The sequence below is a fragment of the Rhizobium sp. Leaf262 genome, from assembly GCF_001422245.1.
Lineage (GTDB): Bacteria > Pseudomonadota > Alphaproteobacteria > Rhizobiales > Rhizobiaceae > Agrobacterium.
This window is the reverse complement of the sequence record NZ_LMMM01000004.1, coordinates 105,945-130,367: the sequence shown is the minus strand read 5'-3', so window position 1 is coordinate 130,367 and position 24,423 is coordinate 105,945. Positions and strand designations below refer to the sequence as shown.

The window sequence follows — 24,423 nt, the reverse complement described above, 5'->3', positions numbered from 1 at the left end:
AGCGGGCCGCAACCAGCGGCCCGCTTTTTACTGGAATTCGAAGATTTGTCGGAAGACGCCCGGCGCAATCAGCGACAGGGGGTTGATCGTCAGGCGCGGCGTATCCGTCTGGCCGGTCAGCTTGAAGGTTATGCCGAGCAGTCCTCGGTCTCTTCCATTGCCAAGGAAGATGCCGATGAAGGGCAGTTCGCCGAACAGGCGGTTAAGCCCATAAGCCGGCATGAACGTGCCCGTCATGTCCATATTGCCATTCTGGTCCTTGACGATGCCCTGGAAGGTCGCTCCGATCTGCTCACCCCGGATCACGCCGTTTTCAAGCGCCAGCGTACCGTTCACATAGACCACGCGGGCAAAGCCACGCTGGAATTTTTCCGAACTCACGTCGATGTTGCGGCGAACGGCGGTGTTGAGGCTGCGGCCATCCTGCCCTGTCGGCGTCGCGACGATATCCTGAAGTTTGGCTTCGTTGAGAACGGCGAAGTTACGCAGATCGAGCGAACCGCTCCAATCGTTGCCATTGGCCGTCGTCAGGGCAAGATTCAGCAGACCGCCGCGCACGCGCGAATAGAGATTGGTGAAACGGGCAAATGATCCTGCATCGCTGCTGGTCAGATTGATGGTGCCGCCTTCGCCACGGTTCGTTGTCTGGGCGACCAGTGCCTGTCCCCGACTGGTGACGGCCTTCAGATCGATCCTGCGCAGTTTTCCATCACGCAGATTGACTTCTGCGTTGACGTTACTCATCACCTCGTCATTGAAGCCGTAGACCTTGTCGAGTTGCACCTTGACGGTGAAGGCGCCGAAATCACCGTCGCCCGAAGCTGCGCCTCCGTTCTTTGCGGATGAACTGCGCAGCCTTGCGATCAGCGGACGCAGGTCGGCGGATTTGCCGCTGGCGTTCACCGTGTAATTCTTGCGCGACGATGAAATGCTCACGGCAAGATCATCCTGCGGCGACAGCTGGAAGCGTGAGAAGTTTGCCGCCGTCAGTCCCGATTTGTCGAATGTCAGGTCGCCTTGCGCTCCGAAACCGTCTCCCTTGAGCGAAAAATTATCGACGCTGGTGCGACCGTCCACCGTTTGCATGACGAATGACGCGCCAGCCGGAATGCCCGTACCCTTTGTCCAACCGATGCCGGGCAGCACGATCGAGGCGTTGGACAGGTCGAGCTTTACCGCCTGACGGTTGGGATCGGACGCATTGATTTCCAACAGCGTCGTGCCGCCGAGAAGCTTGCTGAGTTCGGGCGCAAGCCTTGCGACCTGCCCGGGCTCGATGGTCGCCTTGAGGAGCATCTGGCGCGCAACCGTGCTTGTCTTGCGTGTCGGCTGAACGAGATCGATATCCATGGCGACGTCGTCGATGCGCGCCTTGCCTTTCAGGCGTAAGGCATCATTGTCGATGGTCAGCGGTCCATTGACCGCCGAGACGTTGCGACCGGAAAAGGGTCGTGTCAGCGAAACATCGTCAAGATCGAGCCGTGCGCTCCACACCGGCGGTGGCGGACTTTGACTGTTCAACAGGCCGATACGCAGCTTGGCATTGGCCTTGACCTGACCTGCAAAATCGCCTGGCTTGAACTCCGTGTCCTTCAGCGCATTGATCGGCTGGAATGTCGCAAGCTCCGCCACGGCATCGGCGGAACCGGTAACGTTGAGGTCGAGATCCGCCATCAACGGCTTGTCATAGACCGAATGGATCGCAAACGTGCTGTTTTCGAGCGACAATGTTCGGTTGGACGGGAAGAACGACGTCGCCTTGATGATATCGACATCGATCTTTTCGCCCACAAGTTCGAAATGCGCCGACGCATCTCGCAAGGGCGGTATGTCGCCCGCTATGTTGAGCCGCGTATTGTCGACATCGAACCTGATCTGCAACTCGCTGTCGCCAAGCTCCAGCGGGCAACCGGGACCGCACATCCTGCCCTGCGGGATGAAGACGGAAATGGAGCCGTTTCTGACAGTGCCGCCAAAGAGGTTGGAAACAACCCATGGCCGCGCCTTTCTCGCCATCCAGAATGGCCACAGCTGCTTGACGGCGGTCGCCTCCATCTTGGCGATCTGTCCGCCGAAACTGATTTCAGGCGAGCCTTTATCCGCGAAATGAACCTTGAGCGATCCTGCCATATCGCCAAGCGAACTCTTGACGTACAGGGCCGGAACATCGAGCCTGCGGGTGGACTTGTCGAAGGTACCATCCGCAGTCAGGTCGAAGGTGACGGGTGGCTCACCACCCGCTTCGGCCAGCGCAGTGGCCTGCTCCATACGCATCGCCAGATCGTAACCGATGGCGCTGTCCTTGATTTCGCCCCGCAGTGGGAGAACGGTCTGGCCAAGCGTCAGTTGGGAATTTTCGAGCGCGATGACCCGTTTGTCGAAATCGTAGTGGGCATTGATCACGCCACTCGAAACCGGCTGCGCGTCGCCGCCGATATAAAGCTTGCCGTCACCGATCCCGACAGAGACCGAGAGTGACGGTTCCGCCTCGCCATGATCGCGATTACCGATGATGTTGATACCGGCCTTGACGTTCAGCCCCTGGTGCATGAGCCCTTCCGGGTCATGCTCCTCAAGAAGCGGCCCAATATCGAAACCATCGAGCCGTGCGCTGAAATTGCCGATGAGGCCTTGCGAGCCTCGGGCGGCCAGCGACAGTGTCGCGACTTCGCCGTTGAAGGCGACGTTGCCATCAAGCGAGTAACCGCCCTCACCGTCAGGCACCAGCGACAGTTCCTGCAACGAAATGATGCGCGGCTCACCATTCCCGCGCGGCGGCAACCGCACGGCAATGTCGGAAAGATCGATTTCCTCCGTGCCGCTGGCTTCGAAAGCCAGCGCAAAACGATCCAGTTCTGCAAAGGCCAGATTGAGATAGGCCGGAACGTCGCCGACCCGCAGACTGGAGAAGTCGATTCCCTGCCCCTTCGGCAGAAGTGCGGTGTCCAGCTCCATGCCGGTCGCTTCAAGACTTTGAACCGAAACCCGCCCACCCAGCAGCGCCAGCGGGTTCAGCGCCATGCCGATGGCACGGGCGCGGCTGACATGCTGGCCGCTTCCCTTCTCGATGATGTCCACATCCTGCGCCACCAGCGCAAGATGAAAACCGGAGGCAAAACGCACCGATGTCGAGCCGATCCGCGCCTCGTAGCGGGAGCCCAAAGAACGCTCCAGCGCCTGCTTGGCCTGGGTCGACAAGGTACTGTCGATGGAGCCCGTTTCGACCGAAAGAATGATGCCGCCGATGGAAATGAAGGCGAGAACGACCAGTGCCGCAAAGACCTTGAACAATGATCGCATCATCGACCGAGGACGCGGACAATGGACGATGATGGGGTCTTCTATCTGGGCAGAGGGCATCGCATGCAGCGGCGTGATATCGCGCTTGCTGAAGCTGACCTTTTCGCCACGAATTTCCGCCATCCGCCTGTGCTTGCTCCCGGAATTGCCACGGCCCTGAAAATACCATCAGGACCTGTTCGGAGTGACGGTTCAACCAACCACACCGTCTGACTCGCCACAAGACTGGACGAAGCTCTTATTCGGTATATATCGAATAGTGGCCCATTTACTCAAAAATTCGGCGAAAGAAAGGTCACCCATGTCAGAACTGAAAATCGGCGGTACCGCACCGGATTTTACCCTGCCCCGAAACGGCTCCGGCGACATCAACCTCGCAAGCCTGCAGGGCAAGGCAGTCGTGCTCTATTTCTACCCGAAGGACGACACATCCGGCTGCACGGCGCAGGCCATCGACTTCAGTGCCATGGGCGCAGATTTCCAAGCGGCCAACGCCGTGGTCATCGGTATCTCACCCGATTCGGTAAAGAGCCACGACAAGTTTGCCGCCAAGCACGCCCTGACCGTCATGCTGGCATCTGACGAAGAGCGGAACGTGCTGGAAACCTATGGCGTTTGGAAAGAAAAGAGCATGTATGGCAAGAAATACATGGGTGTGGAACGCACCACCTATCTCGTGGCGCCGGACGGAAAAATCGCCAAAATCTGGAACAAGGTAAAGGTTCCCGGCCACGCACAGGCCGTGCTGGATGCAATCAAGGCACTCTGAAATATTGCTCTGTGGTAGAGCCGACCCCAGAAAGTCAAAACTTCGTTAACCTTAACAAATTACTATCCAGCCGAACGCGGTTTTGGCTGGAGGTGGATTTTGACGGAAGCGGGTAGAAACCTGGCCTTTGGCAAAAAGCGCCAGCAGCACGTCCTCATTCTGGCCAGTGGCGACAAGGTTCGCCACATCACAATCCGCCCTTGGCTGGCTGCAACCGCCTTCTGCCTCGCAGGTCTCTTGAGCGTCGGCTACATTGGCTCGACCGCCTATCTCATCCTGCGGGATGATCTCGTGGGCGCAACCATCGCCCGCCAGTCTCGCATCCAGCGCGAATACGAAGACAGGATAGCAGCGCTTCGTGCGCAGGTAGATCGCGTCACATCCAAGCAGTTGCTGGACCAGCAGGTGGTTGAGCGCAAAGTCGAAACGCTTTTGGAGCGCCAGAGCGCCCTCACCTCCCGCCATGGCCGCATGACGGAACTGCTGGATCGCGCCGAAAAATCAGGCCTGTCCGAAACCCCGGTCGAAAGCCGCCCCGTCAACGCTTATTCCGCCGACAAGAGGGCAAGCCTTTCGGGCGCTTCCAGCGCCATCGAGCACCTGATGACACCCAGCTCACCTGCTACCGCGCTCAAGGGCAGCCTGGGATATGGCGCAACCAGCGACAAAGTTTCGGAACGTAGCCTTGCGCGAATGGTGGCCTCTCTGAGCAAGGTCGAAAACGAACAGTTGAGCCGAATCGCTTCCCTGACCATTGGCGCTGCAAACAAGGCCGATGCGATGGCGGGAATCATTCGCAGAACCGGCATCAAGATCGACGACAAGCAGGAAGACGCCATTGGCGGTCCGTTCCTCGAGCCGATGACGGATGGCACGGAAAGCTTCGAAACGTCGCTTAGCAATCTCGACAATGCGCTCAACCGTCTGGAGAGCGTTCGCGGCGCGGCTGTTACCCTGCCCTTCGGCAACCCGGCACCCGGGCGTGACATCTCCAGCCGATTCGGAAACCGTATGGACCCGTTTCTCGGACGTCTGGCCTTGCATGCCGGAGTTGATTTCGTGGCGGAAACCGGATCGGATATCCACACGACAGGTGCTGGAACGGTCACAAGTGCCGGTTTTTCAGGTGGTTACGGCAATATGGTCGAGATCGACCACGGCAAAGGCATCACCACCCGCTACGGTCATATGTCGCAAATTCTGGTCAAGGAAGGCGACAAGGTGGCCTTGGGCGATGTCATCGGCAAGGCTGGCAGCACCGGACGCTCTACAGGTCCGCACGTCCATTATGAAGTACGCCTGAATGACAATCCTGTCGATCCGATGCGCTTTCTCGTGGCCGGAACCGAACTGAAGACATACTTGCAGTAATAAGAGCTTTCGTTACCCCTGACTGCTGGTCTTATGGCCAATAAAGCGCTTACGCAGGCATAAAGCCGTGCCATTTTGGGATAAATCCCTGTTTCCTTGACTTTACAGCAATTTCGGCCTATCTCGCCGCTACGGTCTGCGGCGTCGCCGCTGTGACAGCTAAGTGTTCTTTTCGAACCAACACGGAAACAGTTTTTCCTTTGACAACATTCTCTGATCTTGGCCTGAGCCAAAAAGTTCTTTCCGCTATTGAAAGTGCCGGCTATTCCACGCCGACGCCTATTCAAGAAGGTGCGATTCCACCAGCGCTGGAGCGACGCGACATTTGCGGCATCGCGCAGACGGGCACCGGCAAGACGGCATCCTTCGTGCTGCCGATGCTGACACTTCTGGAAAAAGGCCGTGCGCGCGCAAGAATGCCGCGAACCCTCATTCTGGAGCCGACCCGCGAACTCGCCGCACAGGTGGCCGAGAACTTCGAGAAATACGGCAAGAACCACAAGCTCAACGTTGCCCTGCTCATCGGCGGCGTGTCCTTCGATGAACAGGACCGCAAGCTTGAACGCGGCGCGGATGTTCTCATCTGCACCCCCGGTCGTCTGCTCGACCATTGCGAACGCGGCAAGCTTTTGATGACCGGCGTCGAAATCCTCGTCATCGACGAAGCCGACCGCATGCTCGACATGGGTTTCATCCCGGATATCGAACGTATCGCGAAGATGATCCCCTTTACGCGTCAGACGCTGTTCTTCTCGGCCACCATGCCGCCGGAAATTCAGAAGCTGGCCGACCGCTTCCTGCAGAACCCGGTTCGCATCGAAGTGGCAAAGCCATCGTCCACGGCAAAGACCGTCACGCAGCGCATCGTCGCCACGCATGACAAAGATTATGAGAAGCGCGCGGTCTTGCGTGATCTCATCAATGCCCAGACCGACCTGAAAAACGCGATCATCTTCTGCAATCGCAAGAAGGATGTCGCTGACCTGTTCCGCTCTCTTGAGCGTCATGGTTTCTCAGTTGGCGCGCTGCATGGCGACATGGACCAGAACTCGCGCACCAAGATGCTGGCGGGTTTCAAGGATAACCAGATCACCCTGCTCGTTGCATCGGACGTTGCCGCTCGCGGTCTCGATATTCCCGATGTCAGCCACGTCTTCAATTTCGACGTTCCGATCCATGCGGAAGACTATGTTCACCGCATCGGTCGTACAGGCCGCGCAGGCCGCTCCGGCGCTGCGTTTACACTCGTCAACCGCCGCGACACGAAGTATCTGGACGCCATCGAAAAGCTGATTGGCGAAAAGATCGAATGGCTGAGCGGTGACCTGTCGGAATTGCCTGCGGCAATGGAAAGCTTCTCTTCGGAGCGTCCACGTCGTGGCAAGGAAAAGGAACAACGCGGCCGTGGTCGCGACAGAAATCGTCGCGATGCTGCACCGCAGATCGAAGTCGAAGAAAAAATCACTCAGCCAGCCACTATCATCGATGTTGCTGCAAACGGAGGCGAAAAGGTGAAGGCAGAGCGCAAGCACGAAAAGGCACCTCGCAATTTCGAGCGGAACCACAATACGTCGCCCGCAAATGACGACAATCGCCGCCGCCATTATCGCGACTATGACGATGGCCCGACACCAGTCGGTTTCGGCGACGACATCCCCGCCTTCATGCTGATCGTGGCGAACGCGAAGGCCTGACATGGCCCCCCGCACCGACTTTCCGGGCGTTGGCGCAGGTCTCGTGATTATGCGGGACCGAAAGGTCCTGCTCTACAAGCGGGTGAAACCACCCGAGGCCGGACACTGGAGCATTGTGGGTGGCAAGGTGGACCACATGGAGTCTGCCGCCATAGCCGCGAAACGTGAGGCCGAAGAAGAAACCGGCCTGTCCATCGGCGATGTCGAGTTTCTGTGCATCAGCGAACAAATCCTGCCATTGGATGGCCATCACTGGCTGTCGCTGATTTATACTGCCGGAGACGTGAAGGGTGAGCCAAGCCTGACAGAGCCCGACAAATTGTCGGATCTAGGCTGGTTCGACATCGATGACGCCCCGCAGCCCCTGTCGCTTTTTGCGCAGGACGCCTTCAGGCATTTACGCAAGCAGCGTTTCTGACTGCACCAAATCAGCTAGATTGCTGAAAATACGCTAAAATTCGTCGGGCAGACGCGTTTTCGAAAACATTGCCTCTTTTGTAAACCGTTCCGTGTCGATAAACATCGCAGGACAGGAAGAGGACAACAGCCGCCCGATGTATTTATTTCGCCTGCTCACCATTGTTGCCTGTGCTGGTTTCGCCGGCACGGCAAGCGCCGCAACCATCGGCGTCGTCGCGCCGCAAAACGGTGCTTACGAAATGCTGGGCACGCAAATCCGTCAGGGCGTCAAGATTGCTGCTGCCAAGGCTGGCCTCGATGTCATGGAAATCCACGAAAGCTGCGAAGAAGGCAGCGGTGGCGCGATTGCTGATGGGCTGGTGGCAGCCAAGGTCAGCGTCGTGGTTGGGTTTCTGTGCACGGAAACGCTTCAGGACGCTCTGCCAACTCTCAAGAATTCGGCCATTCCGGCCATCACATTGTCCAGCCGCGCACCAGGTCTTATGGAAGATACGCTGAAACGTGGTTGGCCGCTGTTTCGCCTCGGCCCTTCCGAGGGTGGCGAGTCGCAGGCGGCGACGGACATCATGCTGCGCGACTGGAAAGGGCATTCCTTCGGTCTCATCGATGACGGCACGATATACAGTCGCGAACTGGTGGACCGCATTCGATCCAAGCTGGAGGAGTCCGGTCTGAAGCCAACCTTCACGGATACGATGCGTCCAGCGCAGGAACAGCAGGTGGCTCTCGTCAGGCGTTTGAGCCGAACCGGAATAACCCATGTTTTCATTGCGGCAGAGCGCAATGACGTCTCGATCATCGCGCGCGACGCAGTCGCCGAGAAGGTGGCGATCACTATTCTGTCGGGCGATACGATGCGCGCCGCCAACGCCCCCGTACCGTTGCAGCCCGGCGTCCTTGCCATCACCACACCAGACTACGCAACACTTCCCTTCGCAGCCGAAGCGGTAAAGGAATTGCGTGCAGCCAACATCGAGCCGGAGGGCTACAGCCTGCCTGCCTTTGCCGCCACGCAGATCAGCGCAAAGCTCATCGAACTCGTGGACGCCCAAGACAAACCAGCACCCACATTGATGATCGGCACCGCATTCGACACGGCAATCGGCCAGATCGTCTTCAACGATCGTCACGAGCTGCAAACCAACCCCTATCGGCTGCAAAAATGGGATGGCACGGCCTTCGTACCTGTGGACCGCGCCGAACGCTGACCAGATTGCTGCAGCCCGGCGATTGTTGATGCGGCGCATCAGTGGTAAAGGCGCGCAAAGCCGTTGTTTCAGGAGCCTTGAGCCATGACCCTACCCGTACGGATCGCCCCTTCCATCCTCGCCGCCAATTTCGCCAAACTCGGACAGGAAGTCTCGGATGTGACGGCAGCGGGCGCGGACTGGATTCACCTTGATGTCATGGACGGCCATTTCGTGCCCAACATCTCGTTCGGTCCAGATGTCATCAAGGCACTGCGCCCACACAGCGAGGCTTTCTTCGACTGCCATCTGATGATCGCGCCTGCCGATCCCTATCTTGAAGCCTTCGCCAAGGCCGGTTGCGATGGCATCACGGTTCACGCCGAAGCAGGCCCTCACCTTCACCGCTCGCTGCAAACCATCCGCTCGCTGGGCAAGAAGGTCGGCGTTACGCTCAACCCGGCCACCCCGCTGTCGGTTCTGGAAAACGTGCTTGACGATGTCGACCTCATTCTCATCATGAGCGTCAATCCAGGTTTTGGCGGCCAGAAATTCATCCCCGCCATGCTGGACAAGATCCGCGCCGCCAAGTCGCTGATCGGTGACAGGCCGATAGAGCTCGAAGTCGATGGTGGTATCACCATTGCGACGGCTGGCAGCGCGATTGCCGCCGGTGCCAACGTGCTCGTTGCCGGTTCTGCCATCTTCAAGGGTGACGGCATCGAAGACTACCGCACCATGGTCAATGCCGTGCGCGCTTCGGCAGAACAGGGCCGCAGCTAGGCCACTGCCAATTCAAGCCCTGCCCCCTCGCGACATCGTCTCGACCTCGAATGCGTTGAGATTGCCGGAACACTTTGCTAAAGGGGCAGAAATATTCCTTCCTGAGAGAAAGTCATTGCCATGATCCCTCGTTATTCCCGGCCGGAAATGGTCGCAATCTGGTCGCCGGAAACCAAGTTCCGCATCTGGTTCGAAATCGAGGCACATGCCTGTGATGCTCTCGCCGAAATCGGCGTCATCCCCAAGGATGCAGCCAAGACCATCTGGGAAAAGGGCGGCGCCGCGGAATTCGACGTCGCCCGCATCGATGAGATCGAAGCCGTCACCAAGCATGACGTCATCGCCTTCCTGACCCATCTGGCGGAATTCGTCGGCCCAGACAGCCGCTTCATCCACCAGGGCATGACATCATCGGACGTGCTGGACACAACGCTGAACATCCAGCTTGTGCGCGCCGCCGATCTTTTGATTGCGGATATGGACCGGGTGCTTGCAGCCCTCAAGACCCGCGCTTTCGAACACAAGGACACTGTCCGCATCGGTCGCAGCCACGGCATTCACGCCGAGCCGACGACGATGGGCCTGACCTTCGCTCGCTTCTATGCCGAGATGGATCGTAACCGCGCCCGCCTCGTCGCCGCCCGCGCAGAAATCGCAACCGGTGCCATTTCCGGCGCCGTCGGCACCTTCGCCAATATCGACCCATCCGTCGAAGAACACGTCTGCAAAGCGCTGGGTCTCGCGCCAGAGCCCGTCTCCACGCAGGTCATCCCGCGTGACCGTCACGCGATGTTCTTCGCCACACTCGGCGTCATCGCATCCTCCATCGAAAACGTCGCCATCGAAATCCGTCACATGCAGCGCACGGAAGTTCTGGAAGCCGAAGAGTTCTTCTCTCCGGGCCAGAAGGGCTCGTCCGCCATGCCGCACAAGCGCAACCCCGTGCTGACCGAAAACCTCACCGGCCTTGCGCGTCTTGTGCGCATGTCTGTCGTTCCGGCTATGGAAAATGTTGCTCTCTGGCACGAACGCGATATCAGCCATTCCTCCGTCGAGCGCGCCATCGGCCCCGATACGACGATTACGCTCGATTTCGCACTGAACCGTCTGGCTGGCGTCATCGAAAAGCTGGTGATCTACCCGGACAACATGCTCAAGAATATGAACAAGTTCCGCGGTCTCGTGCACTCCCAGCGCGTTCTGCTGGCGCTGACGCAGGCTGGCGTTTCTCGCGAAGACAGCTACCGTCTGGTGCAGCGCAATGCCATGAAGGTTTGGGAACACGGCGCTGACTTCCTGGAGGAACTGCTCGCCGACGAAGAAGTCCGCGCAGCCCTGCCGGAAGAAACGATCCGCGAAAAGTTCGATCTCGGCTATCACACCAAGCATGTCGACACGATTTTCAATCGTGTGTTCGGTAAGGCTTGACCCTGTTGCCTCCGTCATTCCGGCCTTGAGCCGGAATCCAGCAGCGCCGCGTCTGCGGTGCAAAAGGGTCTTTTGCTGTCAAGGACTTGACCGCACTGGATCCCGGCTCAAGGCCGGGATGACGGAAGCAAAAGGCACCAATGCTTTGTCATCCTCATCACCAATCTGCGGCCATGTCTTGAATAGGGCGGCCGCTACACCGAGATATGCGGCATGAAAGCATCTGAAGCAGATATCCTCATCGTTCCCGGTTACACCAATTCCGGCCCTGAACACTGGCAAAGCCGCTGGCAGGAGAAGCTGTCGACGGCCCGCCGTGTCGAGCAGACCGAGTGGTCGAAACCGGTCAAGGACGACTGGGTGGCAAAGCTGGTCGAAGAGGTGAATGCTTGCACGAAACCCGTCGTGCTGGTCGCGCATTCGCTCGGCGTGCCCACGGTCATCCATGCTTTGCCTCAGATCAAGGACAAGATCGCCGGTGCGATGTTCGTGGCCCCGCCGGATGTCGCCAACCCGGATATCCGGCCCAAGCATCTCATGACGTTCGGTCCCTACCCGCGCGATCCATTGCCCTTTCCCGCCATCACCATCGCCAGCCAGAACGACCCCTTTGGCAGCTATGAACATGCGGGCGATATCGCCAATGCCTGGGGTTCGCTGCTGATTGATGCCGGCATGTCGGGTCATATCAACACCGAGTCGGGACATGGTCCGTGGCCGGAAGGCACGATGGTATTTGCGCAGTTTCTGAGCAAGCTCAAACCACCTGCCGCTTTCGAAAGCTGATTTAGAGGGTTCTTTTTTAGAATTAGCGATAAATAGGGAGGGGGATTTCCTGCACGTCTCTATTAACGACGGATTAATTCTGCGACAATAGTGTGTAAATCGAGCGCGTGTGCGCGATTTTAATCGGTTAGACATATTGGCAGGATCGCGTGAATCAAGATCTTTCGCTAACAGCCGTTATCGACGCCCTGCCTCTACCCGCGTTTCACATCGGGCCGAGCGGTGATATCCTTGAGCGCCCTACCCGTTACACGCTCTGCGCGTCGCAAACGCCGCCGACGCATCTTCTAGACTTCATACACGCCGCCGACCATCCGGCGGTCCGCGTGGCGCTTGGAGAAGACGCGTCATCCCTTGAAGTTCGGTTGAACGGCGACGAGACGATCGAGCGTTACGCGATCCTGTCTCTCGGCGGCGTCAAGGCCAGTATCCGTATTGCTCAATTTACCGATATCAGCGAGCGGCGCGCACGCGCGCAAGACATCGAGCAGCGGGAAAGCCGGTGGAACAACGCCCTCGTCAGCTCTCTCTCCGGCGTCTGGGACCAAAATCTCGTAACCGGCGAAATGTATGGATCCGACACCTGGCGCGCCATCCGGGGTATCACCCCCGATGAAGAGATCGAGGGCGATTTCGATAAATGGGTAGCGCTGCTGCACCCGGATGATCGCGAACACACGCTGCATTGTATCGAGCGGCAGAACTCCGGTGATCCCGCCTATATGACCTTCCAGTATCGGGAGCGCCACAGACAGGGCCACTACATCTGGATCGAATGTCGTGGCGCATGCGTCGAGCGCGACCTTTCCGGCAAGCCGGTGCGGATCGTGGGTACTGATACCGACGTATCAGAGCGCAAGGCGACCGAACACGAGATGGAACGCATCTCGCGGCACCTGAAACTGGCACTGGAAGCTTCGCAGGTCGGCGTGTTCGAAGTAGACTTCGAGGCGGGCATGACCATCTGGGACGACCGGATGTACGAGATTTTCAACATCGACAAGAATACGCCGATCAAGATCGGCGGCTTGTGGGAAAGCCGCATTCACCCGGATGATCTGGAGCGGGTATCCGGCAATGTTTCGAAGAAGATCGAACAGCTTCAGCTTTTTTCCGAAGACTACCGCGCAGTCATGCCCGATGGGTCCGTGCGCTACGTCCGCGCCCGCTCGCTGCCCTTCATCGATATCGACGGCAAGCGCAAGATGATCGGCGTCAACTGGGATGTCACAGCGGATGTGACGCTGCGAAACGAGTTGGAGCGCGCCAAGACCCTAGCGGAAGCACGCAACATCGAGCTCGAAGAAGCCCGCATCAGCATCGAGCACAATGCGCTGCACGACTATCTCACCGATCTGCCCAACCGCCGCTATCTGGACGAGGTCCTGGAACGGCGTAAGCTTTCCAGCGACAAGAACAGCCAGGGCATCGCCATTCTCCATATCGACCTGGACCGCTTCAAACAGATCAACGATACGCTCGGCCACCGCACCGGCGACGTCATGCTGAAACATGTCGCCACACTTCTGTGCAAGGCCCGCAAGAAGAAGGATTTCGTCGCGCGGATCGGCGGTGACGAATTCGTATTCGTCTCGCCATTCAACGGCAATACCCGAAAGATTGCCGCTCTTGCTGACCGCCTGATCAAGGAGTTGCGCCAGCCGGTCCTGCACGAGGGCCATGAATGCCGGTTCGGGGCGAGCATCGGCATTGCCTGCGGCATCGGTGCAGCCGTCGACGACAAGCAGGTACTGCTCAATGCCGACATCGCGCTCTACAACGCCAAGAAGCGCGGTCGTAACCGCTATGAGTTCTTCTCCGCCGATACACAGGACTGGCTCATCAACACCAAGCGCGTGTCGGACGAAATCCTGACTGCGCTGGAGCGTGACGAGTTCATTCCCTACTACCAGTTCCAGTTCGATGCGCGGACGCTCGACATCTCCGGCGTGGAAACGTTGGCGCGCTGGAACCATAGCGCCGAGGGCATACTGACACCCGACAAGTTTCTGGCCATTGCAGAAGATCTCGATGCCGTTTCCACGATCGATGGCATGATCCTGAAGAAAGCAATGGCGGATTTCAAAGCGTGGAAAGCACAGGGCATCGCCATTCCCAAGCTCTCCGTCAACGTGTCAGCGCGGCGTCTGCACGATCCGGCACTAACCGAGACGCTGGACGGGCTGGACATAGAACCAGGCACCCTGTCGTTCGAGCTTCTGGAATCGATTTTCCTCGATGACAGCAACGACATCGCCGTCGACAACATGCGGAGGCTGCGCGCTCTCGGGATCGACATTGAAATAGACGATTTCGGCACGGGCCACGCCTCCATCATCAGCCTTCTGAAGGTGAGCCCACACACGCTGAAAATCGATCGAGAACTGGTTCGCCTCATTCCCAAATCAAACGAGCAGCGCAAATTGCTGAGTTCCATCATCGATATCGGCCATTCGCTCGGCATCAAGGTCGTCGCGGAAGGAGTCGAGACAGCGGAACATATTCATGTGCTGCAGGACATGGGTTGCGACTCGCTGCAGGGTTACGCCCTCTGTCGACCGCTCGCTGCCGATCAGGTCGCGCCCTTCGTTGCGGCACAAGCGTGGAGAACGGCACCTTTCCAGAGCCTAAGACCGGCAAGGAGCGCCGCGGGGGTCGCACTGCTTTCGAAATGAGAAAGTTTTCCGCACATCGTCCGACCGCATCGGTATGCAAGCGCATGATGATCCGCCGTTTGACGATAGACCAGCGATTAATCCACGCCTTTCAGACAAAGTTTATCGTGTTATAAAATCCGCTTTTATTTTGGTCATAATCATAATTTCAGCCGGGTTTTGCTCTATATTATTGGCGTGCTCTTCTCCGGGCCCGTCTCCGGTAAAAGAAAGCTGTTGAAAAGGCTTCATCAGTCGACCACCACCTCGCAGAAGCAACACGCACAGTCCAGAATTGGAGCGAACGCGCTATAGCCTCATTGTGGAATTGCTTCTTTTCCGTTATGGGACCGCTTCAAGACACGAAACGAACGCCGCCCATCCGGCGCCAACCAAGAGATTTGTCAATATGAACCGTCGCCGCCGTATTTACGAAGGCAAGGCCAAGATCCTTTATGAGGGTCCAGAGCCGGGAACTCTCATCCAGTTCTTCAAGGACGACGCAACCGCCTTCAACAAGAAAAAGCACGAAGTCATCGACGGCAAGGGTGTGCTGAACAATCGTATCTGCGAATATGTGTTCACCCACCTTAACAAGATCGGGATCCCCACGCACTTCATCCGCCGCCTCAACATGCGCGAGCAGTTGATCAAGGAAGTGGAGATGATCCCGCTTGAGATCGTCGTGCGCAATGTCGCCGCTGGCTCACTCTCCAAGCGGTTGGGCATCGATGAAGGTGTGGTTCTGCCGCGCTCCATCATCGAGTTCTATTACAAGTCGGATGCGCTCGAAGACCCCATGGTGTCCGAAGAGCACATCACCGCTTTCGGCTGGGCCAACCCTGCCGAACTCGATGACATCATGGCGCTTGCCATTCGCGTCAACGACTTCCTCTCTGGCCTGTTCCTCGGTGTCGGCATTCAGCTGGTCGATTTCAAGATCGAATGCGGCCGCCTTTTCGAAGGCGATATGATGCGCATCGTTCTGGCCGACGAGATTTCCCCGGATAGCTGCCGCCTGTGGGACATCGAGACGCAGGAAAAGATGGACAAGGACCGTTTTCGCCGCGATATGGGTGGACTGCTGGAAGCCTATTCGGAAGTCGCGCGCCGTCTCGGCATCATCAACGAAAATGAACCGATCCGCGGCACCGGCCCGGTTCTGGTCAAGTAAATTCAGGAGAGCAACAGGTGATCAAGGCACGGGTGACTGTTACGCTGAAGAACGGCGTTCTCGATCCGCAGGGTAAGGCAATCGAAGGCGCGCTCGGCAGCCTCGGTTTCGATGGCGTCGGCCAGGTCCGTCAGGGCAAGGTTTTCGATCTGGAACTGAACGCAAGCGACAAGGCGAAAGCCGAAGCCGACCTGAAGGCGATGTGCGAAAAGCTCCTCGCCAACACGGTGATCGAAAACTACTCTATCGCTATCCTCTGATACCAAGGAGCCGCCCCATGAAATCCGCAGTCGTCCAGCTTCCGGGCCTCAATCGCGACCGTGACATGATCGCGGCTTTGACACGGATTTCCGGCAAGGCACCGGTTACCATCTGGCAGACCGAAACCGAAATCCCCGATGTCGATCTCATCGTCATTCCCGGCGGCTTTTCCTATGGCGATTACCTGCGCTGCGGTGCCATTGCCGCGCGCATGCCGGTGATGCAGGCCATTCGCGAAAAGGCCGAACAGGGCGTGAAGGTTCTCGGTGTCTGCAACGGTTTCCAGATTCTGGTGGAAGCAGGCATGTTGCCGGGCGCTCTGATGCGCAACGCATCGCTGAAATTCGTTTGCCGCGAAGTGAAGCTCGAAGTCGTCAACAACGACACCGAATTCACCCGCGCTTACGACAAGGGCCAGATCATCCGCTCGCCCGTTGCCCACCATGACGGCAACTATTTCGTGGAGCCGGAAGAGCTGAAATCCATCGAAGATAACGGCCAGGTCGTGTTCCGTTATGCCGAAGGCACGAACCCGAACGGTTCGCTCAACGATATCGCAGGTGTCATCAACGCCAAGGGCAATGTTCTTGGCATGATGCCGCACCCGGAAAATCTCATTGAAGCCGCGCATGGCGGCAATGATGGCCGCAGCATATTTGCCTCCGCCCTCGGCGTCATCGCAGCGTAAATATTAACAAAGCCGGTTTACACCGGCTTTGTTGTATTTCCCTTTCATGGATTGAAGCGATGAACCGCCTGCCCCTTCGTAAAGCATTGAACATTGCAGGCCTTGGCCTCGTCGCGCTGTCTCTGGCGGCATGCCAATCCGAGAGAAAGCCGGCGGCATCCTCCACATCGCAGGCAGCTCTGCCAACCATGGAGCGCGTTGCGCTGGGCGCCAATGCCTGCTGGTTCAAGTCGGGCGACCCGGCTTTCAAGGCTTATCGCCTTGCGCCAGAACTCAACTCCTTCTCCGGTCGTCCGCGCATTCTTCTGGTGCCGCGCAACAGCCCGGAATCACGCCCCATGCTCGTCGTGCAGGCGGAAGGCAACCCGGCCAAGCTGGACGCCTTCGGCCCCGCCATGAACGAACCCCACGCCGCCCGCATCGCTACCGACGTGAAGCGCTGGGCCAATGGTGGCAAGGGCTGCTCGTAAAAGAAAACCCGCCAGCACCGGTTGGGACTGGCGCGACGGGCTCTGCCGACAATTTTGGGCAAAGGCCGGGGGAACTCGGCCTCACATTGCGGCAGGAAAAGCCACGATGTTCAGAAAGATCGCGGAGGCATAGACCAAAACAGCGACTTGCGCGCTTCCTTCATTGCCTGTTCGCGTGTCACGCCAATATCCAGCAATTGTTCGTCGGACAGTTCCCGAAGCGCCAGCCTCCCAGCCCGCTTGCTCTGCCAGGACACAATCACTTCGATCAACCGTCCGAAAAAACCACGCGCAGCAGGGACCATTTTTGGGTCGAGCATATCGCCGCTATCCCGAAAAATGCGCTCACGCTGATAGCCATCGGGGTAGATTGTATCTATTGTCTGATTGTATTGATCCATCTTGAGCATATTGTACCCGTCACCGCAAAAGCGCCTTTCATCTGGTTGCTTCACTACAGATACAATTGACAGATCAATGAATACAATGCATATATTGTCACCATGACAAATTGGATTCCAGACCTCTCGGCCGGCACAGGCCCGCTCTACATCAAGTTGGCGGACAGCATCGAAACGGCGATTTCCGATGGCACCCTGCCCGCGGGCACAAAGCTGCCGCCGCAGAGAAATCTTGCCTTCGATCTGGGGGTGACAATTGGCACGATCAGCCGTGCCTATGCGCTGATCCATGAGCGTGGGCTCGTCAGCGGTGAAGTCGGTCGCGGCACCTATGTGAATACGAGCGTCACGCCCAGCCCCGCGGCCAAGCTTGAACGCGCAGTCACTTCCTTCGGTGGTACGCGCCCCACTTCCGATACGCCCAATAAACATCGGCTGAACACGACAGCCGCCCCGGATATCGGCCAGAACCTGCTGATCGACGGCCACATCGCCGATATCGTCAGGGAATGCTCGTTGCAGATCACGGACTACGCGCGCGCATTTCCACATGAGTGGACGCAAGCCGGTGTTCGCTGGCTGAGCCAGGGCGACTGGTCACCCATGGCAGACAATATTGTCCCCACGCTCGGCGCTCACGCGGCCATCATGAGTGTCATTACGGCCATGACGTCTCCGGGCGATCGGATCGTCTTCGAGCCCGTCACCTATTCCCAGATCGCCCGCGCCGCCATTCTGGCCGGTCGCCGCGCATCCGTGGTGGAGAGCGACGCGCAGGGGATTATCCCCGAGGATTTCGAGCGGGTCTGCGCCCAGCAGCACCCGAAGATGGTCTTTCTCATGCCAACCGGCCAGAACCCGACCTGCGCCGTGCTGCCGGAGGATCGCCGCCGCGCTATTGCCGATATTGCCCATCGATACAATGTCTGGATCATTGAGGATAATCTCTATGGCGCGCTTGTCAGCAACCAGCCGCCGATGATTGCGCAGTTTGCGCCTGATCTCACCTTCGTTGTCGGCGGCCTGTCGAAATCCGTTTCGGCTGGCGTGCGCGGCGGCTGGGTCGCCTGCCCCTCGAATTTCGCCTCGCGCATCCGCATTTCCCACGCCATGATGACCGGCGGCCTGCCCTTCCTGCTGGCAGAACTCTGCGCTCGCATGGTCAATAGCGGCGATGCGCATGACATCCGCAGGGATGTGACCGCAGAAATCAATGCCCGCGAACAGATCGCCCGCAAAGCCTTTGCCAATATTGAGTTCAATTCGATGCCGGACATTCCATTCCTCTGGCTCAAGCTGCCGGAGCCATGGCTATCGGGCACCTTCCGCAGCGCGGCCATGAAGGAAGGCATTCTCATCGATGACGAGGATGAGTTCAAAGCCGGACGCTCGGAAAAAGTTTTCCACCGCGTCCGCATCAGTTTTTCCGCACCCAGAACCCGCGCGGAGCTTACGGAAGCCTTTGGCATTCTGCGGCAACTGCTGGACAACGGCTCTGCTGGCTATGAAGGCGTGGCGTGATCGCAAGCCGGGTCTGAAAACTGGGATTAAGAGCGATTTTGCCGGGGCGTCAGGACATTTTCCTGTCGCACCGTCCCGTCTCTTGCGGTAAAGAACCGGAAACTCCCGTACCGGCTCGAACCCCGTGAGACCTATGACACTTCCAAATCATATCCAGATCACCCCGGAACTCATTGCATCCCATGGGCTCAAGCCCGATGAATACCAGCGCATCCTCGATCTTATCGGTCGCGAACCAAGCTTTACAGAGCTTGGCATTTTCTCCGCCATGTGGAACGAGCACTGCTCTTACAAATCTTCCAAAAAGTGGCTGAAGACCCTGCCGACCACAGGCCCGCGCGTTGTTCAAGGCCCCGGTGAAAACGCAGGCGTTGTGGATATCGATGATGGCGATGTCGTCGTCTTCAAGATGGAAAGCCACAACCACCCGTCCTATATCGAGCCCTATCAGGGTGCGGCAACCGGCGTCGGCGGCATTTTGCGTGACGTCTTCACCATGGGTGCGCGTCCCATCGCTGCCATGAACGCCCTGCGCTTCGGCGCGCCGGATCACCCGAAGACCCGCCACCTCGTGGCTGGCGTCGTCGCCGGTGTCGGCGGTTACGGCAACTCCTTCGGCGTTCCGACAGTCGGCGGCGAAGTTGAGTTCGATGCACGTTACAACGGCAACATCCTCGTCAACGCCTTCGCAGCCGGGCTTACCAAGTCCGACGCCATCTTCCTGTCCGAAGCCAAGGGCGTTGGCCTGCCAGTCGTTTACCTCGGCGCAAAGACAGGCCGTGATGGCGTTGGTGGCGCGACCATGGCATCTGCCGAATTCGACGAATCCATCGAGGAAAAGCGCCCCACCGTTCAGGTCGGCGACCCCTTCACCGAAAAGTGCCTGCTGGAAGCCTGCCTTGAACTGATGAAGACGGGTGCCGTAATCGCCATTCAGGATATGGGTGCCGCAGGCCTCACCTGCTCCGCCGTCGAAATGGGCGCCAAGGGCGACCTTGGCATCGAACTGAACCTCGATCAGGTTCCGGTTCGCGAAGAGCGCATGACCGCTTACGAAATGATGCTGTCGGAAAGCCAGGAGCGTATGCTCATGGTTCTGGAACCCTCCAAGGAAGATGTCGCCAAGGCGATCTTCGTGAAATGGGGTCTGGATTTCGCCATCGTCGGCAAGACGACCGATGATCTGCGCTTCCGCGTTCTGCACAATGGCGAGGAAGTCGCCAACCTGCCGATCAAGGAACTGGGCGACGAAGCCCCGGAATACGACCGTCCATGGACACCAGCCAAAGTGCCTGCACCGCTGGCAGCAAACGACGTGCCGGACGCAGACATTGCCGATGCTCTGCTGAAGCTGGTCGGTTCCGCCAACAATTCCTCGCGCCGCTGGGTTTACGAGCAGTATGACACGCTGATTCAGGGCAATTCCTTGCAGCTACCGGGCGGTGACGCCGGTGTCGTGCGCGTCGAAGGCCATGACAAGAAGGCCCTCGCCTTCTCCTCCGACGTCACCCCGCGTTACGTCGAAGCAGACGCCTTCGAAGGCGGCAAGCAGGCCGTTGCCGAATGCTGGCGCAACATCACCGCAACCGGCGCTCTTCCGCTGGCCGCGACCGATAATCTCAACTTCGGCAACCCTGAAAAGCCTGAGATCATGAGCCAGCTGGTTCATGCCATCAAGGGCATCGGCGAAGCCTGCCTTGCTCTCGAATTCCCGATCGTTTCCGGCAACGTCTCGCTCTACAACGAGACCAACGGTCAGGCGATCCTGCCGACGCCAACCATTGGCGGCGTTGGCCTGATGGCCGATTGGGGCAAGATGGCGCGCATCCGCTTTGCGGCCAGCGATGAGGTCATTCTTCTCGCAGGCGCACCGGAAGGTCTGGGCAAACATATCGCCCAGTCCGTCTACATGCGCGATGTCCACGGCCGCACCGATGGCCCTGCCCCGCATGTGGATCTGGCCCACGAAAAGAAGACTGGCGATTTCGTCCGCGCCATCATCACCGATGGCCTGACCAGCGCCGTCCACGATTGCTCGTCGGGTGGTCTTGCCCTTGCCGTTGCCGAAATGGCGATGGCATCCGACATTGGAGCGACGGTGAATGCGGTCGAAGGCCACAATCCGGTGCTGACATTCTATGGCGAAGATCAGGGTCGCTATGTGCTGGCCGTCAGCCAGTCCAATCTCGAAACCGTCACCACGCAGGCCGCCAAGGCAGGCGTTTCGCTGGTCGCAATCGGCAAGACCGGAGGCTCCACAGTTAAGCTGGGCAACGCTCGCGCCGTCGAGATTAATGAATTGCGCTCGGCCCATGAATCATGGTTCCCTCAGTTCATGGATGGCGAGTTTCTCGCTGCTGCAGAATAAGAATTGAGGAGTGAACACCATGCCCATGAAGCCTGGCGACATCGAGGACATGATTAAGGCCGGAATTCCCGGCGCGAAGGTAACCATCCGTGATCTCGCCGGTGACGGCGATCACTATGCGGCAGAAGTCGTGGCCGAAGCCTTCAAGGGCAAAAGCCGCGTGCAGCAGCACCAGATGGTCTATGACGCACTGAAGGGCAATATGGGCGGCGTCCTGCACGCCCTCGCCTTGCAGACATCAGCGCCGGAATAATCCGACCGCCTGCATTCAAGATCAAAGGCCTGCGCGAAGCCCTCGCGCAGGCCTTTTATTTATTGTCCAGTTAATCTCCGTCATACCGGCCTTGAGCCGGTATCCAGCCGCCGCGCGTCTGCGCGGCGATAAAGGTCTCTTCGGCCAAATGACTTGGGCTGACTGGATTCCGGCTCAAGGCCGAAATGACGGAGTGAGTGGCAACCTGAATTGCTTTATCGAAACATGTCCGGTGGCTTGTCGGAGCGCAACTCCGCAAAGGATGCCGCAGGCAGTGGCCCAGCCGTCAGCAGCGTAAAATCAAAACCGGATTTGCGATCCGAACCAAGTACATATTGCCGGTGCATGCGCAGGAAATTCGTCTTGTTTTTCCGGTAGCGTTCGGTGGATAGCGAGTGTTTGAAACGGATTGGCACGATCTTCGGCTGGATGGCATCGCCATGCCCGGTCAGCTTTGCCGTGTGGCACTTGTAAAGATGGATGGGATCGGTCAGGCACTGGATGTCGAACCACTTCACATCCGCATGCCGCGCCATCACGCCAATGCTCTGGCGCAGGCGTGATGCGCTGGAAAGCAGGCCGCATTGCAGCGCCGCGCCGCCCAGCGTGACGAAGGAAACAGAGCGCCCATCGAAGGCATCCGGTTTCAGCTCCAGCACCCGGCCAGCGACGGCAAGCGCCAGACTTGCGCCCATGCTGTGGGACACGAACAGAACCTCCTGGGAAGGCTGCTGGAGGGCGAGAAGGACCTTTGCGGCCACCGCCTCGATCCAGTCCCGCGCGATTCGCTCATCGCGCCCCACGGCCAGTGCAAAGCGCCAGTCGGCAAACAGATGCAGCGTATGAAACCGCTCCGAAAATGGCATGACGCCCTTCACGAAGAAAAAATATCCGAGCGGAACGGTGAGAAGACACAAAAACGCTGAAACATCCAAGAGCAAGGGAAGTGCCGCAATGAGCGCAGCACCGGCCACGCCCAGGGCAATCAGCAAAAACGGAAACAGAAAAAACAGCCCAAACCGCCAGGCATGGCGAAAATAGGCCAGTGCACCGCCTTCGCGGATGATCCCCGCCCCCGCCTGGAAACCCAGTGCAATCTGTTTCCAGAGCGATGCGGCGCGAAGCTGCGAGATCAGCGTGTTATGATCGTGGATATAGAGCGCAGTCTGCGTGGCATCGGCACCATGCACCGCTGCGATATCGACCCGGTGCCCCGCCTCCGTCGCCACCACATCGCCCACGGTGAAATCGAGGCCGAAGGTTTTTGCGGATTGCGCAGCACTGCGCTGATACCGGCGATGATGCGCAGCCGCATCCAGCGGATCGAAGCCGGGAAAATAGAAGACGAGTCGCGACGAAACCTTCGCCATCAGAAGCAATCCTTAACCGGCAACCACGAAAGGATCGCTTGATACGTTGAGCGCCGCAGCTATATTATAAATGGTGACATTTTATAGGCAGCCATTAGCATAAGAGGCCCCATTGTCAAAAATAGTTGACCAGCTTATCAGTGGCGTCGTCAAAGGCGCAATGTCGGAAATTCTCAAGAAGACCGGTGTGCGACAGACCAGACGCACCAAGCGCCGCGCAAAGGCCAGCACATCAGTCGCAGGCGGTATTCTAGGCGGCATCCTCGAAGCAGCGCTCGGCAAGAAAACCACTCGTACCACGAGGGCACGTCCAGCCAAGAAACAGGTCAGCAAACGCCGCACTGCCGCTGCCAGAAGCCGCCAGCGTTGAAAGCGCTGGCATTTGCCAGATAACCACTGCGTGAGGTGTGAGAGGTCGATCGAGAGCGGCGAACGCGCTGGATTTCCACTTTAACAAACGCGCAGAAAATACTGGTAAAAAAGAAAAAACCCGCCGAAGCGGGTTTCTTTGGTGCGGTCGAGAAGACTCGAACTTCCACGGGTTGCCCCACAGCGACCTCAACGCTGCGCGTCTACCAATTCCGCCACGACCGCATCGTGGTAGATGCCGACTTGCGCCGACGGAGGTGCATGTAGCAAAAGGATTTTGGGTGCACAAGTGCGTCATGACAGATTTTTGAAATTAAAAATCAGCCGCGTCGATCCTATATGAAAGAAGCCCGCAAATGCCGGGCTTGCAGCCCGGAATTCATTCTGCGAGAAGGCTGTGGAAAGGACTTTTCATGCTGACACGCACCGATATCCAGACAGATATGTTCCCTTCGGAAGGCTCGCCGCCCATACGCTGGCGAATCTCCGATGCTCCGGTGCCTTACGAAGAGGCAAGTGCAGAGATGGAACGCCAGGTCGCAGCCATTGCGGCTGGTGAAGCCGACGAGCTCGTCTGGCTTCTGGAGCACCCTCCTCTCTACACCGCAGGCACCAGCGCCGATGCCAGCGACCTGATCGAGCCCGACCGTTTCCCGGTCTTTGCCACCGGTCGTGGCGGGGAATACACCTATCACGGCCCCGGCCAGCGCGTGGTCTATGTGATGCTGGACCTCAAGCGCCGCAAGCAGGATGTCCGCGCCTATGTGGCCGCGCTGGAAGATGTCATCATCCGCACGCTGGACAAGATGAATGTGCGGGGCGAGCGCCGCGAGGACCGCGTTGGCGTCTGGGTGCGCCGCCCGGAAAAACCGCTTTTGCCCGATGGCACCATGAGCGAAGACAAGATCGCCGCTCTCGGCATACGCCTGCGCAAATGGGTGAGCTTTCACGGCCTGTCGATCAATGTCGATCCCGACCTGTCGCATTTCACCGGCATCGTGCCCTGCGGCATCACACAATATGGCGTGACCAGCCTTGTCGATTTGGGATTGCTGGTTATGATCGACGATGTCGATGTTCTCTTGCGCCAGTCCTTCGAAGAGGTCTTTGGTGCAACGGAAAAAGAAGCTCTTCAGCAAACGGGCTAATGCCCGTC

The 24,423-nt window shown here is 58.3% G+C and carries 21 protein-coding genes and 1 tRNA gene; 18 read left to right on the top strand and 4 right to left on the bottom strand.

Features of this window, described 5'->3' with window-relative positions; genetic code table 11:
* Positions 1–27 precede the first annotated feature (27 nt).
* A complete protein-coding gene (locus ASF29_RS06235) occupies positions 28–3,423 on the bottom strand; it encodes a DUF3971 domain-containing protein (RefSeq protein ID WP_062449632.1) in 3,396 nt (1,131 codons plus the stop codon).
* A gap of 178 nt (positions 3,424–3,601) precedes the next feature.
* On the opposite strand from ASF29_RS06235, the gene bcp reads away from it, so the two are divergent.
* The 13 genes from bcp (at position 3,602) to ASF29_RS06170 (ending at position 16,985) form a co-directional block, all read left to right on the top strand.
* A complete protein-coding gene (gene bcp / locus ASF29_RS06230) occupies positions 3,602–4,069 on the top strand; it encodes a thioredoxin-dependent thiol peroxidase (RefSeq protein ID WP_062449630.1) in 468 nt (155 codons plus the stop codon).
* A 99-nt stretch (positions 4,070–4,168) separates the two neighbouring features.
* Positions 4,169–5,440 carry a M23 family metallopeptidase gene (locus ASF29_RS06225; RefSeq protein WP_062449629.1) on the top strand — a complete coding sequence of 424 codons (1,272 nt, stop codon included), beginning with the start codon at positions 4,169–4,171 and terminating at the stop codon, positions 5,438–5,440.
* Positions 5,441–5,640: 200 nt separating this feature from the next.
* Positions 5,641–7,134 carry a DEAD/DEAH box helicase gene (locus ASF29_RS06220; protein WP_062449627.1) on the top strand — a complete coding sequence of 498 codons (1,494 nt, stop codon included), beginning with the start codon at positions 5,641–5,643 and terminating at the stop codon, positions 7,132–7,134.
* Between the two features lies 1 nt (position 7,135).
* Entirely contained in the window at positions 7,136–7,552 is a 417-nt protein-coding gene (locus ASF29_RS06215; protein WP_062449625.1) for an NUDIX domain-containing protein, read from the top strand.
* A 136-nt stretch (positions 7,553–7,688) separates the two neighbouring features.
* Positions 7,689–8,762, top strand: a complete 1,074-nt coding sequence (locus ASF29_RS06210) for a branched-chain amino acid ABC transporter substrate-binding protein (protein WP_062449622.1) — start codon at positions 7,689–7,691, stop codon at positions 8,760–8,762.
* Positions 8,763–8,846: 84 nt separating this feature from the next.
* Positions 8,847–9,524, top strand: coding sequence for a ribulose-phosphate 3-epimerase (gene rpe, locus ASF29_RS06205; protein WP_062449621.1), 678 nt, complete (start codon positions 8,847–8,849; stop codon positions 9,522–9,524).
* 120 nt (positions 9,525–9,644) lie between these two features.
* Positions 9,645–10,952 (top strand): adenylosuccinate lyase, encoded by a 1,308-nt coding sequence (purB, locus tag ASF29_RS06200; protein WP_062449618.1) that lies wholly within the window; start codon positions 9,645–9,647, stop codon positions 10,950–10,952.
* Positions 10,953–11,165: 213 nt separating this feature from the next.
* On the top strand, positions 11,166–11,738 hold the full coding sequence (locus ASF29_RS06195) for an alpha/beta hydrolase (RefSeq protein ID WP_062449616.1): 573 nt from the start codon (positions 11,166–11,168) through the stop codon (positions 11,736–11,738).
* Positions 11,739–11,887: 149 nt separating this feature from the next.
* Positions 11,888–14,413, top strand: a complete 2,526-nt coding sequence (locus ASF29_RS06190; RefSeq protein ID WP_082453402.1) for a bifunctional diguanylate cyclase/phosphodiesterase — start codon at positions 11,888–11,890, stop codon at positions 14,411–14,413.
* Positions 14,414–14,801: 388 nt separating this feature from the next.
* Positions 14,802–15,566 carry a phosphoribosylaminoimidazolesuccinocarboxamide synthase gene (purC, locus tag ASF29_RS06185; RefSeq protein WP_062449937.1) on the top strand — a complete coding sequence of 255 codons (765 nt, stop codon included), beginning with the start codon at positions 14,802–14,804 and terminating at the stop codon, positions 15,564–15,566.
* A gap of 17 nt (positions 15,567–15,583) precedes the next feature.
* Positions 15,584–15,826, top strand: coding sequence for a phosphoribosylformylglycinamidine synthase subunit PurS (gene purS / locus ASF29_RS06180; protein WP_027673420.1), 243 nt, complete (start codon positions 15,584–15,586; stop codon positions 15,824–15,826).
* A 17-nt stretch (positions 15,827–15,843) separates the two neighbouring features.
* Positions 15,844–16,515, top strand: coding sequence for a phosphoribosylformylglycinamidine synthase subunit PurQ (purQ, locus tag ASF29_RS06175; RefSeq protein WP_062449612.1), 672 nt, complete (start codon positions 15,844–15,846; stop codon positions 16,513–16,515).
* 59 nt (positions 16,516–16,574) lie between these two features.
* Positions 16,575–16,985, top strand: a complete 411-nt coding sequence (locus ASF29_RS06170) for a hypothetical protein (RefSeq protein WP_062449610.1) — start codon at positions 16,575–16,577, stop codon at positions 16,983–16,985.
* Positions 16,986–17,095: 110 nt separating this feature from the next.
* On the opposite strand, the gene ASF29_RS06165 is transcribed toward ASF29_RS06170, so the two are convergent.
* Positions 17,096–17,395, bottom strand: coding sequence for a DUF1127 domain-containing protein (locus ASF29_RS06165; protein WP_062449608.1), 300 nt, complete (start codon positions 17,393–17,395; stop codon positions 17,096–17,098).
* A gap of 93 nt (positions 17,396–17,488) precedes the next feature.
* Between ASF29_RS06165 and ASF29_RS06160 the strand changes: the two genes are divergently transcribed.
* The 3 genes from ASF29_RS06160 to ASF29_RS06150 all read left to right on the top strand — a co-directional run bounded on the left by ASF29_RS06160 (position 17,489) and on the right by ASF29_RS06150 (position 21,528).
* Positions 17,489–18,907, top strand: a complete 1,419-nt coding sequence (locus ASF29_RS06160) for a PLP-dependent aminotransferase family protein (protein ID WP_062449606.1) — start codon at positions 17,489–17,491, stop codon at positions 18,905–18,907.
* Positions 18,908–19,040: 133 nt separating this feature from the next.
* On the top strand, positions 19,041–21,275 hold the full coding sequence (gene purL, locus ASF29_RS06155) for a phosphoribosylformylglycinamidine synthase subunit PurL (protein WP_062449604.1): 2,235 nt from the start codon (positions 19,041–19,043) through the stop codon (positions 21,273–21,275).
* Positions 21,276–21,294: 19 nt separating this feature from the next.
* The gene (locus tag ASF29_RS06150) at positions 21,295–21,528 is read left to right on the top strand and encodes a BolA family transcriptional regulator (protein ID WP_062449602.1); all 234 of its coding nucleotides are present in this window, start codon (positions 21,295–21,297) and stop codon (positions 21,526–21,528) included.
* A 215-nt stretch (positions 21,529–21,743) separates the two neighbouring features.
* Here the strand turns inward: ASF29_RS06150 and ASF29_RS06145 are convergent, their stop codons facing one another.
* Entirely contained in the window at positions 21,744–22,898 is a 1,155-nt protein-coding gene (locus ASF29_RS06145; protein WP_062449598.1) for a hypothetical protein, read from the bottom strand.
* 112 nt (positions 22,899–23,010) lie between these two features.
* On the opposite strand from ASF29_RS06145, the gene ASF29_RS06140 reads away from it, so the two are divergent.
* Complete coding sequence (locus ASF29_RS06140; RefSeq protein ID WP_062449596.1) at positions 23,011–23,268, top strand: hypothetical protein; 258 nt, start codon at positions 23,011–23,013, stop codon at positions 23,266–23,268.
* A gap of 139 nt (positions 23,269–23,407) precedes the next feature.
* Here the strand turns inward: ASF29_RS06140 and ASF29_RS06135 are convergent.
* Positions 23,408–23,492: transfer RNA gene (locus ASF29_RS06135), tRNA-Leu, on the bottom strand.
* Positions 23,493–23,680: 188 nt separating this feature from the next.
* On the opposite strand from ASF29_RS06135, the gene lipB reads away from it, so the two are divergent.
* Positions 23,681–24,415, top strand: a complete 735-nt coding sequence (gene lipB, locus ASF29_RS06130) for a lipoyl(octanoyl) transferase LipB (protein WP_062449594.1) — start codon at positions 23,681–23,683, stop codon at positions 24,413–24,415.
* Positions 24,416–24,423 lie beyond the last annotated feature (8 nt).

Bases quoted from the DNA above. Each gene is read 5' to 3' on its own strand.
- bcp (WP_062449630.1), top strand. From the start codon at position 3,602: ATGTCAGAACTGAAAATCGGCGGTACCGCACCGGATTTTACCCTGCCC.
- purQ (WP_062449612.1), top strand. From the start codon at position 15,844: ATGAAATCCGCAGTCGTCCAGCTTCCGGGCCTCAATCGCGACCGTGAC.
- ASF29_RS06150 (WP_062449602.1), top strand. From the start codon at position 21,295: ATGCCCATGAAGCCTGGCGACATCGAGGACATGATTAAGGCCGGAATT.
- ASF29_RS06145 (WP_062449598.1), bottom strand. From the start codon at position 22,898: ATGGCGAAGGTTTCGTCGCGACTCGTCTTCTATTTTCCCGGCTTCGAT.
- lipB (WP_062449594.1), top strand. From the start codon at position 23,681: ATGCTGACACGCACCGATATCCAGACAGATATGTTCCCTTCGGAAGGC.
- ASF29_RS06195 (WP_062449616.1), top strand. From the start codon at position 11,166: ATGAAAGCATCTGAAGCAGATATCCTCATCGTTCCCGGTTACACCAAT.
- ASF29_RS06165 (WP_062449608.1), bottom strand. From the start codon at position 17,395: ATGCTCAAGATGGATCAATACAATCAGACAATAGATACAATCTACCCC.
- ASF29_RS06235 (WP_062449632.1), bottom strand. From the start codon at position 3,423: ATGGCGGAAATTCGTGGCGAAAAGGTCAGCTTCAGCAAGCGCGATATC.
- purL (WP_062449604.1), top strand. From the start codon at position 19,041: ATGACACTTCCAAATCATATCCAGATCACCCCGGAACTCATTGCATCC.
- ASF29_RS06170 (WP_062449610.1), top strand. From the start codon at position 16,575: ATGAACCGCCTGCCCCTTCGTAAAGCATTGAACATTGCAGGCCTTGGC.
- rpe (WP_062449621.1), top strand. From the start codon at position 8,847: ATGACCCTACCCGTACGGATCGCCCCTTCCATCCTCGCCGCCAATTTC.
- purB (WP_062449618.1), top strand. From the start codon at position 9,645: ATGATCCCTCGTTATTCCCGGCCGGAAATGGTCGCAATCTGGTCGCCG.
- ASF29_RS06210 (WP_062449622.1), top strand. From the start codon at position 7,689: ATGTATTTATTTCGCCTGCTCACCATTGTTGCCTGTGCTGGTTTCGCC.
- ASF29_RS06160 (WP_062449606.1), top strand. From the start codon at position 17,489: ATGACAAATTGGATTCCAGACCTCTCGGCCGGCACAGGCCCGCTCTAC.
- ASF29_RS06215 (WP_062449625.1), top strand. From the start codon at position 7,136: ATGGCCCCCCGCACCGACTTTCCGGGCGTTGGCGCAGGTCTCGTGATT.
- purC (WP_062449937.1), top strand. From the start codon at position 14,802: ATGAACCGTCGCCGCCGTATTTACGAAGGCAAGGCCAAGATCCTTTAT.